This window comes from Knoellia aerolata DSM 18566 (genome assembly GCF_000768695.1).
Taxonomy (GTDB): Bacteria; Actinomycetota; Actinomycetes; order Actinomycetales; family Dermatophilaceae; genus Knoellia; species Knoellia aerolata.
The window spans coordinates 1-14,368 of record NZ_AVPL01000074.1; the positions used below are offsets into that span (position 1 = coordinate 1).

The following is a 14,368-nucleotide window of genomic DNA, read 5'->3' on the forward strand; positions in this document are numbered from 1 at the left end:
GGGGAGGAGTGGTGGGGGGCGGGGTCGTCGACGGGGGCGGCGTGGGGTCCGGCGTCGTCGGTTCGGGGTCCGGCGTCGTCGGTTCGGGCGTGGGGTCCGGGGTCGGCTCGAGGACGCTCGTCGGGGACGCTTCGCTCGGCGGGGACGCTTCGCTCGGCTCGGCCGCCGCGGAACCGACCGTCAGCGCAACGGCGACCACGGACGCGGCGAGTCCGGCCGCGATCCGCGAGGGGCGAATCCGCTGCATGTCTGAGTCCACTCTCCGGGCGCCCGGGGGCCCCCTGCGTCGCCGGGGTGTTCCCCGGCTGTCCTGGACCCAGCGTAGAGGAGCCCTCAGGACCCTGTCAGGCGTTCGACTGCTGTCCGATCGCTGCGGCGACCGCCTTCGCGAGGGCCGCGTGACCGGCGTCGTTGGGGTTGGTGCCGCCCGGGACCATGAGGTCGGGCTGGCCCACGAGCGGCTGCTTGGTGTCGAGCGCCACGACGCCGGCGGCCTTGGCTGCGGCCTGGACGGACGCTGTCAGCGACGCCAGGGAGTCGGGGACCTCCCGAAGGTCCCACCACGGGTTGACGACGTAGATCCGGGCGTCCGGCAGGGCCTTGCGCAGGGACGTCAGCGTCGTCGACACGGCTGCGGAGACCTCGCCGGCCGGGAGCCCGGTGTCGTTGCCGCCGCCGGTGACGACCACGGTCGACGGCTTCGCGGCCACGACGTCGGCCACCGACTGCGCGAAGCTGGGGCACGGCTCGGACCCGCAGGAACCCTCCGGGCCCCGGCGCAGGTAGCCGGTGCGGGCGTGGCCGAGGTTGACCTCCGTCTGCCCCAGCTCGGCCGCGACGAGGGCCGTCCAGCGCTTGGCAGGGTTGGACGCCGACGTCCCCTCGGTGACGGAGTCACCGAGGAACACCACCGGCCCGCGGGGGCGCGTCGGCGTCGGCGAGGGCGTGGGGGTGGCGCCACCGGTGCTGGAGGCCGACCCGTCCGCGGTACCCACGGACTGCATCGCCGGCGTGCGCAGGGAGAAACCGACGAGCACGAGGGTCAGGACCAGCAGACCCGCCAGTGCGCCGTTCTTGAGGCGGTCGTTCATGGGCTGGAGTGTCCCACGCTCCCCGGCGGGAGCCGGGAGGCGCGTCCTGTCCGGTCGGGACGCCCCCATCGCACGACGCGACGCTCATGGCAGCCGCCGGGTCGTGGGTCCAGGGCGGCGTGACGTATGCCGTCCCGTCACAGAACGCCGGGGCCGGGGTCGTGGGGTCACGGCCCCGTTCGGCTCGCCGAGCGCGATCGGCTGGTGGCGGCTAGGTTGTTCGGCGGGAAGAATCCCACGCGAACCGCACTCATAGTGGGGATGGTTCACACACCTGGTGCGCACGAGTACCGGGTGGACCATGTCAAAGGAGACATCCATGCGCACGACCCGTCGTTACCTCGTTGGCCTCGCAGTCATGGCAGCCGTCGGCATCATCGGCGCCCAGGGCGCTCAGGCCGAGCCGCCGCGGATGTGCGCAGGCAAGTCCTTCTGCAGCGGCACCAGCTGAGACAAGGCGGCCCCGGGACCTTCAGGGTCCCGGGGCCCCTCCATGTCCGGGGGAGCTCCGACCCGTGGTGTCGGAGTCGTCGTCCACAGGGAGTCGCGCGCATCGGCGCTGTCCACAGGGATGGCGTCGCCGGTGGCGTGGGGACTGCCGCCCGTCCCATCCTGAAGGCGCGGACGTCGGATCTGCCGACGGCGGAAGGGGACGGACATGACGACGCGAGTGCGGGCGGCGGACCGCGGGGTGCCGGCCCCCGAGCCGACCAACACGGTGGAGCTGGTCGGGCGGGTCAGTGGCTCACCGGAGGCCCGCGTGCTCCCCAGTGGTGACGACCTCGTCACGCTGCGACTCGTCGTGCCGCGCCCGGCAGGGGGACCCGTCGACACCATCGACCTCGCGTGCTGGTCGGCGCCGTCCCGTCGGGCGGCGCTCAGGCTGGCCGACGGTGACACGGTCCACGTCACCGGTGCCCTGCGACGCCGCTTCTTCCGGACGGCCGGGGGAGCGGCGAGTCGCTACGAGGTCGAGGTGAGCAGGGTGTCGCGCCGCCGCGTCAGTGGGTGAGCTTGAGGCCGACGACGCCCGCGATGATGAGGCCGACGAGGAGGAGCCGCACGACCGAGGCCGGTTCCTCACCGGTGGCCATCGCCCACAGGACGGTCAGGACGGCACCGATGCCGACCCACACGGCATAGGCGGTTCCGACGGGGAGCTCACGCATGGCATAGGCCAGGCCACCCATGCTGAGGAGCAGTGCGAGCCCGAAGGTGACGGACGGCGCGAGGCGGGTGAAGCCTTCGGACCTGCCGAGGGCGGTGGCCCAGACGGCTTCCAGCACACCGGAGAGGACGAGGACGACCCATGACATGACGAGCGCTCCTGCGGGCCGTCTTGTCGCGTTCCGGGTACGGCGCCCATCGTCCGGGAGCCCGGTTCAGGCTCTGTCGTCGAGGCTGTCACGTGGGGGAGTGGGGGGCAAGTCCGTCGGCTCGGGGTCACAGGGCCCGCTCGTAGTAGACGGCCAGCGGTCCCTCGCCGCGGCCCTCGTGGCAGTCGAAACCGAACGACTCGTAGAGGTGGCGCGCCGCCTCGTCGTCCTCGGAGGTGTTGAGGTCGATGAAGGTCGCACCTCGCCGTCGGGCGTGCTCGAGGACGTCGGTGAGGAAGGCACGGCCGATGCCTCGGCCGCGGTGCGCCGGGGCGACGTACAGCTCGGCGAGGTACGCCTCCGTCTCGGCCGCCCAGGTCGCCGTCCGGAAACGCAGGATCGCCAGGCCGACGGCGGGGTCGCCTGCGATCAGGACGCTCGTGTCGCCTGCCGCGACGAGTCCGGCGAGGTGCTCGGCCATCCACCCGGTCTCAGGAACCGGGCCGTCGTACTCGCGATTGAAATCTGCGAACAGCACTGCGGCGCAGTGGAACTCACCCCGCGTTCGGGCAACTCGACCGACCTCCACGATTCGAGCGTAGACCCCGCGAAGCGCGTGGATGGGGGAGGCGGGGCAGGTTCGACGCCTCTCAGCCCGAGAACTCGACCTCGACCCGGGTGAGGGCCTTCGAGTCGGCGCCTTCGGAGAGCCGGCGTGAGGCCGGCGACAGCACCGTCACCGTGGCGTCCCAACGGCCGCGCCACCACTGCTCGTGCGCCAGGGGCGTGTACTCGGAGCCGGTGCGGTACCCCGTCATGCGGACCGGGCCACCGTGCCATCCGGCTTCCTCCAGCGAGTCAGCCACCGCGGCGGCTGCTGCTGCGGGAGGCAGGTCGCTGTCGATCGAGAAGGTGACCTCCGGGCAGCCCTTGAAGCACCACGTGTTCCCGCGCTCGTGGTGATCCACCACGCGTGCCCCAGCCAGGTGCGCGAGAGCCCGGTTGCCCGCCCGTTCGATCCGGGCATGGTCGGGTGGGGCGCTCAGGAAGGTGAACCCACCCAGCAGCGCCGAGGCGACGACCGCCACGAGTGCCATGTCCCGGCGGCGGCGGATCCCGAACAGTGCCACTGCGGCCGCGACTCCTGGCAGGTAGGCCAGCGTGGCCCAGAGCCAGCCGAGTGCCGGCGACGCGATGGTGAGGAAGCCGATCGCGAGAAACCCGAACACCGCCCAGCAGACCAGCACGGCGACGGCCAGTGCGCGGACCCACCACCGCCGCGGCCTGAGCACTGCCACCGGGTGTGGCGCCTGCGCTGCAGCTGTCGTCATGCCACGATGATCGGCCCCGAACGGGGCGGTGCGCATCGGTGTGCGTACTCACGCCGCTCGGCCACCTGCCCCCTCGCCACAACGCCGATAATCAACATTATGTCAATCCAGCACGGCGTGGGGCCGGGAGACGCCTCCCCTGTCCCGTCCACGACGGGACAGGACGGCGTTGGCCTGACCCGGAGACAGCAGGCCCGGCGAGCGGCAGGATGGGCATGCAGGGACGACGACGGCCCGAGGAGGCGACGATGACCGCCACGTCCGGCACGGCCCGCGGCACGCTGTCGGGTCGGCAGGTGTTCTCGTACGCGCTGGGCGACGTCGCCAACAACCTCTCGTTCATGATGACCTCGATGTTCCTCATGGTGTACATGACGGACATCGCCGGCATCTCCGCAGGCGTCGCCGGCACGATCTACGGGGTCACCAAGATCTGGGCCGGCGTCGCAGACCTCGTCGCGGGACAGACGGTCGACCGGTTCGACACCCGGTGGGGCCGCCTGCGTCCCTGGCTGCTCTTCGGCAGCACGCCCCTCGCCATCGTCTTCGTCCTCCTGTTCAGCGCACCCGCCGGCCTGAGCCCCACACTCACCGTCGCCTGGATCTTCCTGTTCGACGCCCTCTTCCAGCTCGCCTACTCGTTCGTCAACATTCCCTACGGGTCCCTGTCCTCGGCGATGACGCAGGACTCCGTCGACCGGTCGAAGCTGTCGGGGGCGCGCTCGGTCGCCAGCTCGCTCACCGGGGTGGTCCTCTCCGCCGTCATCGCACCACAGTTCCAGGACACCACCGGCGACCACGTGCGACTCCAGTTCACGCTGACCACCGCCGCGCTCGGGCTGGTCGCCGTCGCCCTGCACCTCATCTGCTTCAGGAACAGCAGGGAGGTCGTGGCCCGCAGCGCGACGAAGATCTCGCTCGGGCGCACCGTGCGCATGATCCGCCACAACCGGCCGCTCATCGTGCTGTGCCTCGCGGCCTTCTTCCTCCTCGCCGCCATCTTCACGATGAACGCCGTCGGCCTGTACTACGCCCGCTACGTGCTGGGCAACGCCGGCTGGTACACGTTCCTGGCGCTCGCCCAGGCCGTCGGCACCGTCGCCGTCGCCTCGATGGTCCCGGGAGTCACCTCGCGGTTCGGCAAGCGCAACGGGTACATCGCGGCCGCGCTCGTCGCGATCCTGGCGTTCGTCCTCATCTACCTCGTGCCCGAGGGCAGCCTGCCCACCGCCGTCGTGGCGTGGTTCCTCTTCGGTGCCGGGACGGGTGGGACCAACGCGCTGATGTTCTCGATGCAGGCGGACACGGTCGACTACGGCGAGTGGAAGACCGGCGTCCGGTCCGAGGGGGGCTCGTACTCGATCCTGTCCTTCATCCGCAAGACCGGACAGGGCATCGGGGGCTGGGCCGGCGCGGCTCTCATCGGTGCGTACGGATACGTCCCGCGCGCCGAGGCCCAGGACGCGACGGCCCAGGAGGGCATCCGTCTGGCCACCGGCCTGCTGCCCGCAGCCCTGGCGGTGGCCGCCACCGTGGTGATGGTCGGCTACCACCTCACCGTCGACGACCACCGGATGATCGTGCGTGAGCTCAACGCCCGTCGCTCGAGCGGCGCCGTGAGCACGGCCCACGGCGTCGAGGCCGCCCGAGTCGTCGTCGACGAGCGGGGTGACGCCCGGGACCTGCTCCTGCGGCCCCGTGACCGGGGGACGCTGCCGGTCGTCACGATCTTCGAGCGCGAGGGCTCAGGAGCCACCGAGATCGGTCCCGCGGTGGCCGAGCGGCTGGGAGTCAGGTACGTCCCGCAGAAGTTCACCTCGGACCAGGTCGCGCAGGTGGACACGCAGGCCCTGTTCTCCGACAACGCCTTCGCGCGCTGGCTGCGCACGGTGTCCTACGGAGGGACCCAGGACGCCGACATGGCGCGGGCGCTGGACATCGCCGAGGACCACTCCCTCGCCCAGCAGAACCGCGACGAGCTGCTCTCGCTCGCCCGGGACGGCGCGGTGATCGCCGGGCGCAACGGAGCCATCGTGCTCGGACGGGCCGTCGGCTCCCTCCACGTGAGGTTGACGGCGCCGCTCGACACGCGCATCGCGCGGGTCCGCTCCAAGACCGGCCTCAGCGAGTCCGAGGCGGAGTCGAGGATCGCCGTGGAGGACCGGGTCCGCGCGGAGATGTCGCGCATCCTCTACCAGTGGGACCCGCACACCGACGAGTACTACGACCTCGTCATCAACACCGGGACCGTGCCCTACGAGCAGGTCGTCGACACGATCGTCGGGTTCTACCGCAGCAAGTACCCGGAGACGACTCCGCCGTCCCCCGAGGGCGGCTGACCCGGCCTCTCCCCCACCTCAGGCCGGTCCACGGTGGCCGGCCCACAGCGCGCTGGCGCGGGTGGCAGCGGCGTCGATGAGCCTCATCAGCTCCGGCCGGTCCGGCACGCGGAAGGACGTGTAGCCGCCGCGCCCACCGGCCACGGGACGCCCATAGGCCTTGGCGGCGACGTGCCCGTCCGGGAGCAACCGGACGTTCAGCGTCGTGAGGACGAACCTCGTTCTTCTCCCCTGCGTCGTCGTCCTGCGGCAGCATGGGCCTTCGGACCTCGAGGAGACGGACATGGCCTACTCCGTGACAGCACTCGGACCAGAGACCTGGGACGGTTTCGCCGACCTCGTCGAGCGCAACAACGGCATCTTCGGGGGCTGCTGGTGCATCGGCTTCGAGGACCTCGGGTTCACGCGGATGCGACCAGTCGGCACGCACGCGTGGGTCGTCCAACGGTGGCTCGCGGCGACGCCGTGAGCGGCGCGGGACTCGCCGCCGATCTGGGCTATGCCCACAGCGAGGGCAACCCGGTCCACCGGGCCATCCGGTGGTTCGCCGGGACCCGCGCCGGGGCCTGGGTCCTCGCCCGCACCCTGCGCCGCGCCGACTCCGTCGCCGGTCGTCTCACGGGTGGGCGCCACAGTGCCCCGAGCATGTTCACCGGGATCGCCGTCCTCACCGTGACGACCACCGGCCGACGGTCCGGTGCTCCCCGCACGAGCCACCTCATCGCCACGCCGTACGACGGGACGCTCGCCCTCATCGGCACGAACTTCGGGCAGCCCTCGACCCCCGCCTGGGTCCTCAACCTCGAGGCCGACCCCCGCGCCGTCGTCGGCTACCGGGGCGTGTCGCGCGACGTCGTCGCCCGCCCCGCCTCCCCCTCGGAGGTCGAGGAGGTCTTCGCCCGGTCTGCGGCGTTCTACCCCGGCTACGGCCGCTACCGCCACCGCCTCGGGGGCCGCCGGCGGGTCCGGGTCTTCGTGCTCGAGCCGCCCGGAACGGCTCGGGAGCCGGGTGTGACCTCCTGAGCCTCATCGTTCCCGGCTCGCGAGGCCAGGGCCGGCTCCCGAGCCGGGAAGCGGCCCACTCCAGCCAGCTCGGGGCCGGAGGAGGCAGGAGAACTCTTGACCCGGCATACCAACTCTTGACCGGGACCGGACCCAGCGCTGACCGAGCGGTTCGTACGGTGGCGGACGGCCGCTCACCGCGGCTGTCCCTGCCAAGGAGCACCACATGACGACGACCAGTCGCACCTTCGCCGTTCTCGCCGCCACCGCCCTCACCGGCGGTGCCCTCTTCGCCGGCCAGGCCACGGCCGTCGAGGGCGAGACCCCGACCTACTCCGAGTTCAAGGCCTCGACGTTCCAGGACGCCGACCGCACCTTCATCGTCAACGGTGACGAGCCGGTGAGCCACGAGGGTGACCTGCACAAGTTCTACGACTCCATGGTCGCCCCGAAGGGCGGCATGGAGGACGGCCTCATCGTCAACACCAGCAACGGTGTCGACACCAAGTGGTCGGCCAGCCAGGCCCTCAACCTCACCTACTGCGTGAGCACGAAGTTCGGCGCCGACTACAGCCGGGTCGTGTCCGCGATGACCGCTGGTGTCGGACAGTGGGAGGCCGCGACGGGCAAGGTCAACTACACACACGTCACCGCCCAGGACGGCAACTGCACGACGCGCAACAGCTCGGTGCTCTTCTCGGTCGAGCCGACCAAGACCACCCAGTACATCGCGCGCGCCTTCTTCCCGAACACCCCGAAGTCGGGCCGCAACGTCCTCGTCAACGCCAGGTCGCTCTACAGCAGCGGCTCCTGGACCCCGTCCAACATCATGGCTCACGAGCTCGGCCACACGCTGGGCTTCCGCCACGAGCACACCCGCCCCGAGGCCGGCACCTGCTTCGAGGACAACAACTGGCGTCCGCTGACCGCCTACGACCGGGCGTCGATCATGCACTACCCGCAGTGCAACGGCTCCTCCACCGACCTCAGCATGACCGAGACCGACCGCGTGGGAGTGCGGGCGCTCTACGGCAGCTGAGGACTGCTCGCTCCTCCCGAGCAGTTCACGTCACCCCCACCGGTCCAGGGGCTCAGGCACCGGTGGGGGTGACGCGTCTCCACCCCGGGTGACCGGTCAGGCCTCGAAGCGGCTCGGGTCCCCGGCGCCGACCCGGAGCACCTCGGGGACGTCCCCGGAGAGGTCGACGACCGTCGTCGGCTCGGTGCCGCACTCCCCCGAGTCGATCACCGCGTCGACGACGTGGTCCAGGGTCTCCTTGACCTGCCAGCCGTCGGTCATCGGCTCGCTCTCCCCCGGCAGGATGAGCGTCGAGGTGAGCATCGGCTCGCCCAGCTCGGCGAGCAGGGCCTGCACGACGGCGTTCTCGGGGATGCGCACGCCGACGGTCTTCTTCTTCGGGTGCAGGACGCGGCGCGGCACCTCGCCTGTCGCGGGCAGGATGAACGTGTACGGCCCGGGCGTCGACGCCTTGACCGCCCGGAAGACGGCGTTGTCGACGTGGACGAAGTGGCCGAGCTGCGCGAAGTCGGCGCACACCAGCGTGTAGTGGTGCTTGTCGTCGAGCCGGCGGATGTCGCGGATCCGGTCCTTGGCCGACTGGTTGCCGAGCGCGGCGCCCAGCGCGTAGCCGGAGTCCGTCGGGTAGGCGATGAGGCCGCCGTCGCGCAGGGTCTGGACCGCCTGCCGGATGGAGCGTGGCTGCGGGTCGTCGGGGTGCACGTCGAGGTAGCGGGCCACGGCTCAGTCCTCCCGCATGTGGATGGGCGTGCCGAGCAGGACGGTGCGCGACACGGTGCAGAGGCGGTCGTGCGACTGGGCGATGGCTCGCGGCAGCATCTCGCGGGCCCGGTCGCCGGCCTCGCCCTCGGGGAAGCGCACGCGGAAGCTCACCTCGAGGTCCTCCATGTGGTTGCCCTTCTCCGGGTCCCGCATCTTGACGCCGGACCCGGTGACGGTGAACTCGACCGGCTCGGCGCGGCGGCTCGTGATGAAGTCGACGTCGACCGCGCTGCAGCCCGCGATGGCGGTGAGCAGGAGCTCGACGGGCGTGAAGTCGTCGCTCTCGCCGGTGCCGAGGTGGATCGTCCCGCCGCGCACGTTGGTCACGTCGAACTCACCGTGCGCGGTGCGGGTCATCGTCACGGACCGGTGCCCCGGCCCGGTGCCGCCGGTCTCGGCCTCGGGGGCGGACGTGGTCTCGCTCATGTGGTGCTCCATCTCTCGTCGAGGGTTCGCACGACCTTGAGGTCGCGGGTGGTGACGGCGCTGCCGGCCAGCTTCTCGAGGCGCGCTCCGGCGAGCTTCGCGTTCGGGAAGCCGCTGTCGTACTCGAGCAGGACGTCCCGGCCCACCACGCGTGCCCGCTCCGGGGTTGCGTCGTATGCCGTGAGCGCGTCCCGCGCGGACCGGCTCGGCTCGCTCTTGACGAACGCCACGTAGCGGCGCGCGTCGGCCGTGAGCAGGGGTGGGATCGACGCGACCTGCCGGGCGAGGTCGTGCAGCTCCCGGGGCGAGCGGACCATGGTCGGCACCTCGAAGCCGCACCAGGTGGAGAGCAGGTCCTCGATCGCCGCCTCGACCTTGGTGCCCGAGCGCATCGTCGACGTGAGGGCGATGTTGCCCGTCTGGAGGTGCGTCTCCACGTCCGTGAAACCGGCGCCGGTGAGGCGCTCGCGCAGCTCGGCCATGGGCACCTTGCGGACGCGCCCGAGGTTGACGGCACGCAGGAAGGCCAGGTGGCGCGGCATACCCGGATCCTGCCAGAGTGGCCGACATGACCGGCGCACCCGCTGTCCCCGAAGGCCGCATCGTCCTCGTCCGTCACGGCAAGACCGAGTGGAGCGAGTCCGGCCAGCACACCGGCACCACCGACATCCCGCTGACCCCGCAGGGGGAGGCGGACGCGGCGACCCTCCCCGCCCGGCTCACCGGGTACGACTTCGGTCTGGTGCTGTCCTCGCCGATGCAGCGTGCGCGACGCACCGCCGAGATCGCGGGCTACTCCCCCGAGATCGACGACCACCTCGTCGAGTGGGACTACGGCGTCTACGAGGGCCGGACCACCCAGGAGATCCGGGAGGACCTCGGCTACGAGTGGACGGTGTTCGAGCACGGTGTGGCCCCGGGGGCCACGCCGGGCGAGACCGTCGAGGAGGTGGCGGCGCGGGCGTCCCGGGTCATGCTGCGCGCGGCGCCGGTGCTCGCGACGCGGGACGTGCTGCTCTTCGGCCACGGGCACGCGCTGCGCATCCTCGCCGCGGTGTTCCTGCGGGAGCAGCCCCGGTTCGCCGCCCGGATCCTGCTCGACGCGGGCTCGGTGAGCGTGCTCGAGCACGAGCGGGAGCAGCCGGCGATCAGGCTCTGGAACAGCCTGCCCTGACACCTCGCCCCGCCACCTCGGCGGCCGGGGTGGTCAGGGCAGCGGCCAGGTGTGCACCGGCTCGTTGGTGCTCATGTGCTCGGCGTAGAGCTCGAGCATCTGGTGCAGGGCGGTGCGTCGGTCGGACCCGCGTGACTCGAAGGCCCTGACCGCCGACGTCTGCCACGTGGCACCGTTGACGCCCTCCTGGCAGCGGGCCTCGATGACGCCGAGGAAGCGCTCGCGCACCGCCTGCGACACGCCCCACTCCTCGAGGCCCTCGTGGGCGAGCGGCAGGAGGTGGCGCAGCACGAGCTCGTCCACCCCCACCTCGCCGAAACCCGGCCAGTACAGGCGGGCGTCGATGCCGTCCCGCGCGGCGCGGTGGAAGTTCTCCTCGCACGCCGCGAAGCTCATCTTCGTCCACACCGGGCGATCGGTCGTGGCGAGCCGGCGGACCGCGCCGTAGTAGAACGCGGCGTTGGCGAGGGTGTCGACGATCGACGGTCCGGCCGGCAGCACACGGTTCTCGACCCGCAGGTGCGGCCGCCCCTTGACGATGTCGTAGATCGGCCGGTTCCACCGGTAGACGGTCCCGTTGTGCAGGCGCAGCTCGGCGAGGTCGGGGGCCTCCCCCGCCGCGAGCCTGGCCATCGGGTCCTCGTCGGTGGTCTCCGCGAGCAGCGCCGGGAAGTAGCGCACGTTCTCCTCGAACAGGTCGAAGATCGAGGTGATCCAGCGCTCGCCGAAGAAGACCCGGGGTCGAACTCCCTGGTTCTTCAGCTCGATCGGCCGCGTGTCCGTCGCCTGCTTGAACAGCTCGATGCGGGTCTCGGCGTGCAGCCGCTGCCCGAAGAAGAAGGGTGAGTTCGCGGCGAGGGCGACCTGGACCGGGGACAGCGCCTGCGCGGCGTTCCAGTGGTCGGCGAAGTCGGCCGGGGCGACCTGGAGGTGGAGCTGCACGCTGGTGCACGCGGACTCCGGCGCGATCGAGTCGCAGTAGGTGGCGACCCGCTCCCCCTGCGGCCCCGTGATGTCGAGGAAGATGTCCTCGCCGCGGGCGACGAAGATCGAGTCGTTGAGGGCGGTGTAGCGGTTGTTGTCGCTGATCCACTCACCCTCGTAGTGCTCCGGCATGATCGTCGGCAGGATCCCGATGGCGATGAGCCGTGAGCCGACCTCGCGGGCCTTCGCGTCGGCGGCGTTGAGCGACTCGCGCAGGTCCTGCTCGAGCTCGAGCGCGGAGTCACCGGGCAACGGCCGCGGGGGAACGTTGAGCTCGATGTTGTACTGCGCCAGCTCGGTCTGGTATCCCGGGTCGGCGATCGCCCGGAGCACCTCCGCGTTGGCGAAGTGCGGGTCGAAGTCGGCGTTGACGAGGTTGAGCTCGATCTCGAGCCCGGTGAGCGGGCGGTCGAACTCGAAGGAGTGCTGGCTCAGCATGCGCTCGAAGACGTCGAGGTTCTGGCGGACCTTCTCCCGGTAGCGCTGGCGCTCCTCACGCGTATAGCTCCGTGCGTTGACCTCGGCACCCACGCCCAACACCTCCGACTCTCGTCACTGTGTGGCTCGAAGGGCCCACTCAATCACCATCCGATCACGGCGGGCGAGCGGAACGCCGTTGAATCCGCGTTTCGGTCACGGGCGGTGTCGGTGACCCGACCTAGCCTCGGTGACGTGCGCATGATCCACACCTCCGACTGGCACCTGGGCCGGGCCTTCCACCAGGTCGGGCTGCAGGGGGCCCAGTCGGCCTTCCTCGACCACCTCGTCGAGGTCGTGCGCGCGGAGTCGGTCGACGCGGTGCTCGTCTCGGGTGACGTCTACGACCGCGCGCTGCCCGCCCCCGACACGGTCGCGATGCTCTCCGACGTCGTCGAGCGGCTCATCGACGCCGGAGCCGCGGTGGTCCTGTCCAGCGGCAACCACGACTCCGCCATCCGGCTCGGTTTCGCCTCTCGTGTCCTCGAGCGGTCCGGGCTGCACATCCGGACCAGCCTCGACGACATCGGCCGGCCGGTCCTCGTCGGCGACGTCGCGGTCCACCCGCTCCCCTACCTCGAGCCGTCCCTGACGGCGGGGCGGCTCGGCGCCACGGAGCGCACCCACGCCTCGGTGCTGCGCGCGGCCATGGACCGCGTGCGCGGCTCGCTGGCGACGGGGTCCCACCGCCGCTCCGTCGTCATGGCGCACGCCTTCGTCACCGGTGGTGCCACGAGCGACTCCGAGCGCGACATCGCCGTGGGTGGCGTCGCCGCGGTGCCGCCCGCGGTCTTCGACGGCGTCGACTACGCCGCGCTGGGGCACCTGCACGGCCGTCAGGAGGTGGCCGAGGGCGTCCGCTACTCCGGCTCCCCGGTCGCGATGTCGTTCAGCGAGGCCCGGCACACCAAGGGGTCCTGGCTCGTCGACCTCGCCGGCGACGGGGCGCCCGCCGTGCACTTCGTCGCCGCCCCGGTCGAGCGTCCGCTCGCCCTGCTCCGGGGCACGCTCGACGAGCTCCTCACCGGGCGCGAGCACGCGGCGGCCGAGCAGGCCTGGTGCCAGGTCACGCTCACCGACCCCCTCCGTCCGCTCGGCGCGATGGAGCGGCTGCGCGAGCGCTTCCCGCACACCCTCGACCTGCGCTTCGCCCCCACGGGCTCGGTGACGACGATGAGTGCCTATGCCGCGTCGCTCACCGAGCGCTCCGACCTCGACGTGTGCTGCGACTTCCTCACCCACGTCCGGGGCGGCCACGGTGCCGACGACGCGGAGCGGCAGCTCCTCGCCGAGGCCGTCGAGGGGGCCCGGCTGGGTCGCTCCCACGCCGAGGGTGAGGGCTCCGCGACCGGGCGCCGCTCCGGTGCGGCATGAGGATCCACCGGCTCGCCGCCACGGCGTTCGGCCCGTTCCCCGACGAGGTCCAGGTCGACTTCGACACCCTCAGCGCCGCCGGCCTCTTCCTCATCCACGGCCCGACCGGCGCGGGCAAGACGAGCCTGCTCGACGCCATCTGCTTCGCGCTCTTCGCCGACGTGCCCGGGCTGCGTGACAAGCGCGGCATCGTCAGCGACCACGCCGCACCCACGGCCACTCCCTCGGTGGAGCTCGAGTTCACCTCCGGCACGCGGCGGTTCCGGCTGCGCCGCTCCCCCGCGCACTCCCGCCCCAAGAAGCGCGGCACCGGCACGATCGAGGCGCCGGCGACGGTCAGCCTCGCCGAGCAGCGGCGGGGTGAGTGGACGGTCGTGTCCACCCGCAACGACGAGGCCGCCGAGGTCATCCACGACGTCATCGGGATGGGCAAGGAGCAGTTCGCCAGGGTGGCGATGCTCCCGCAGGGCGAGTTCGCCGCGTTCCTCACCGCCAAGGACGACGACCGCCGCAACCTGCTCGAGAAGCTGTTCGACATCTCGCGCTTCGCCGACGTCGAGGAGTGGCTCGTCGAGCAGCGACGCGCGAGCGAGGCCGAGGTGCAGTCGCGTCGCAGGGGCATCGACACCGGCCTCGCCCGGCTCGCCGACGTCGTCGCCGCCAGTGGGTTGGGGAGCGCTGCCGACGGCACTGCCCTCGCCCGGCCGGAGGTCGGCTCGGGCCCTGCGGCCGAGGCCGTGTCCGGGGCCGGTCCGGACCCCCTCGTGGCCGAACCGGGCTCTCCCGCGGTCCATTCCGGCTCCCCTGCCGTCGATCCCGACTCCCCCGACGTCGATCCTCACTCGCCCCAGGGCATCCGCACACGGCTCCACGACCTCGGTGAGGCGCTCGACGCGCACCTGTCCGAGGCGATGGTCGCGCTCGACATCGCCGTCGCGCACGAGCGGACCGCCGCCGCGGCTGCCGAGCGCGGGCGCGCCCTGGCGACCCTGCGCGAACGTGGCCGGGCCGCTCGTGACTCCCTCGCCGCCGTGGAGCTCGCCGAGGGCGAGC

18 protein-coding genes, 1 pseudogene and 1 riboswitch are annotated in these 14,368 nt (G+C 71.8%); of the genes and pseudogenes, 9 read left to right on the forward strand and 10 right to left on the reverse strand.

Annotated elements, in window-relative coordinates:
* Together N801_RS21425 and N801_RS16995 are read right to left on the reverse strand one after the other, a co-directional pair.
* Positions 1-247 (reverse strand): annotated as a pseudogene (locus N801_RS21425) (hypothetical protein); the annotation flags it as partial.
* 97 nt (positions 248-344) lie between these two features.
* Positions 345-1,091, reverse strand: coding sequence for an SGNH/GDSL hydrolase family protein (locus N801_RS16995; protein WP_035940397.1), 747 nt, complete (start codon positions 1,089-1,091; stop codon positions 345-347).
* Positions 1,092-1,410: 319 nt separating this feature from the next.
* Here N801_RS16995 and N801_RS21795 point away from each other — a divergent pair, with 319 nt between their 5' ends.
* On the forward strand, positions 1,411-1,542 hold the full coding sequence (locus N801_RS21795) for a hypothetical protein (protein ID WP_281175713.1): 132 nt from the start codon (positions 1,411-1,413) through the stop codon (positions 1,540-1,542).
* Positions 1,543-1,749: 207 nt separating this feature from the next.
* Entirely contained in the window at positions 1,750-2,103 is a 354-nt protein-coding gene (locus N801_RS17000) for a single-stranded DNA-binding protein (protein ID WP_052113241.1), read from the forward strand.
* Here the strand turns inward: N801_RS17000 and N801_RS17005 are convergent.
* The 3 genes from N801_RS17005 to N801_RS17015 all read right to left on the reverse strand — a co-directional run bounded on the left by N801_RS17005 (position 2,093) and on the right by N801_RS17015 (position 3,738).
* On the reverse strand, positions 2,093-2,407 hold the full coding sequence (locus tag N801_RS17005; RefSeq protein ID WP_035940399.1) for a DMT family transporter: 315 nt from the start codon (positions 2,405-2,407) through the stop codon (positions 2,093-2,095). The two genes, N801_RS17000 and N801_RS17005, sit on opposite strands and share 11 nt — an antisense overlap.
* Before the next feature lie 12 nt (positions 2,408-2,419).
* Positions 2,420-2,484: riboswitch (guanidine-III (ykkC-III) riboswitch) on the reverse strand.
* 50 nt (positions 2,485-2,534) lie between these two features.
* The gene (locus N801_RS17010) at positions 2,535-2,888 is read right to left on the reverse strand and encodes a GNAT family N-acetyltransferase (protein WP_084109172.1); all 354 of its coding nucleotides are present in this window, start codon (positions 2,886-2,888) and stop codon (positions 2,535-2,537) included.
* Positions 2,889-3,057: 169 nt separating this feature from the next.
* The gene (locus N801_RS17015; RefSeq protein WP_156996867.1) at positions 3,058-3,738 is read right to left on the reverse strand and encodes a hypothetical protein; all 681 of its coding nucleotides are present in this window, start codon (positions 3,736-3,738) and stop codon (positions 3,058-3,060) included.
* Positions 3,739-3,986: 248 nt separating this feature from the next.
* On the opposite strand from N801_RS17015, the gene N801_RS20405 reads away from it, so the two are divergent.
* Positions 3,987-6,077 carry a cytidylate kinase family protein gene (locus N801_RS20405; protein ID WP_084109177.1) on the forward strand — a complete coding sequence of 697 codons (2,091 nt, stop codon included), beginning with the start codon at positions 3,987-3,989 and terminating at the stop codon, positions 6,075-6,077.
* 18 nt (positions 6,078-6,095) lie between these two features.
* On the opposite strand, the gene N801_RS17025 is transcribed toward N801_RS20405, so the two are convergent.
* A complete protein-coding gene (locus N801_RS17025; RefSeq protein ID WP_035940403.1) occupies positions 6,096-6,362 on the reverse strand; it encodes a hypothetical protein in 267 nt (88 codons plus the stop codon).
* On the opposite strand from N801_RS17025, the gene N801_RS21630 reads away from it, so the two are divergent.
* From N801_RS21630 to N801_RS17040, 3 genes are all read left to right on the forward strand, one after another.
* The gene (locus N801_RS21630) at positions 6,361-6,546 is read left to right on the forward strand and encodes a hypothetical protein (protein WP_035940405.1); all 186 of its coding nucleotides are present in this window, start codon (positions 6,361-6,363) and stop codon (positions 6,544-6,546) included. The genes N801_RS17025 and N801_RS21630 overlap by 2 nt on opposite strands.
* Positions 6,543-7,100, forward strand: coding sequence for a nitroreductase family deazaflavin-dependent oxidoreductase (locus N801_RS17035; RefSeq protein WP_052113243.1), 558 nt, complete (start codon positions 6,543-6,545; stop codon positions 7,098-7,100). The genes N801_RS21630 and N801_RS17035 overlap by 4 nt, the downstream gene beginning before the upstream one ends.
* 205 nt (positions 7,101-7,305) lie before the next feature.
* A complete protein-coding gene (locus N801_RS17040) occupies positions 7,306-8,118 on the forward strand; it encodes a M57 family metalloprotease (protein ID WP_035940406.1) in 813 nt (270 codons plus the stop codon).
* Between the two features lie 96 nt (positions 8,119-8,214).
* Here N801_RS17040 and N801_RS17045 read toward each other — a convergent pair whose 3' ends face one another.
* The 3 genes from N801_RS17045 to N801_RS17055 are packed head-to-tail and all read right to left on the reverse strand — an operon-like array spanning position 8,215 to position 9,848.
* Positions 8,215-8,838 (reverse strand): L-threonylcarbamoyladenylate synthase, encoded by a 624-nt coding sequence (locus N801_RS17045; protein ID WP_035940407.1) that lies wholly within the window; start codon positions 8,836-8,838, stop codon positions 8,215-8,217.
* Positions 8,839-8,841: 3 nt separating this feature from the next.
* Positions 8,842-9,306: an OsmC family protein gene (locus tag N801_RS17050; RefSeq protein WP_052113242.1), complete on the reverse strand. Its 465-nt coding sequence runs from the start codon at positions 9,304-9,306 to the stop codon at positions 8,842-8,844.
* Positions 9,303-9,848 (reverse strand): DUF1697 domain-containing protein, encoded by a 546-nt coding sequence (locus N801_RS17055; RefSeq protein WP_035940408.1) that lies wholly within the window; start codon positions 9,846-9,848, stop codon positions 9,303-9,305. The genes N801_RS17050 and N801_RS17055 overlap by 4 nt, the downstream gene beginning before the upstream one ends.
* A 26-nt stretch (positions 9,849-9,874) precedes the next feature.
* Here N801_RS17055 and N801_RS17060 point away from each other — a divergent pair, with 26 nt between their 5' ends.
* Entirely contained in the window at positions 9,875-10,480 is a 606-nt protein-coding gene (locus tag N801_RS17060; RefSeq protein WP_035940416.1) for a histidine phosphatase family protein, read from the forward strand.
* 33 nt (positions 10,481-10,513) lie between these two features.
* Here the strand turns inward: N801_RS17060 and N801_RS17065 are convergent, their stop codons facing one another.
* Positions 10,514-11,995, reverse strand: coding sequence for a glutamate-cysteine ligase family protein (locus tag N801_RS17065; protein ID WP_035940410.1), 1,482 nt, complete (start codon positions 11,993-11,995; stop codon positions 10,514-10,516).
* A 141-nt stretch (positions 11,996-12,136) separates the two neighbouring features.
* On the opposite strand from N801_RS17065, the gene N801_RS17070 reads away from it, so the two are divergent.
* Together N801_RS17070 and N801_RS17075 are read left to right on the forward strand one after the other, a co-directional pair.
* Positions 12,137-13,315, forward strand: a complete 1,179-nt coding sequence (locus N801_RS17070) for an exonuclease SbcCD subunit D (protein ID WP_035940411.1) — start codon at positions 12,137-12,139, stop codon at positions 13,313-13,315.
* A partial coding sequence (locus tag N801_RS17075) for an AAA family ATPase (RefSeq protein WP_156996869.1) occupies positions 13,312-14,368 on the forward strand: 1,057 nt, incomplete at its 3' end. The genes N801_RS17070 and N801_RS17075, both read left to right, overlap by 4 nt.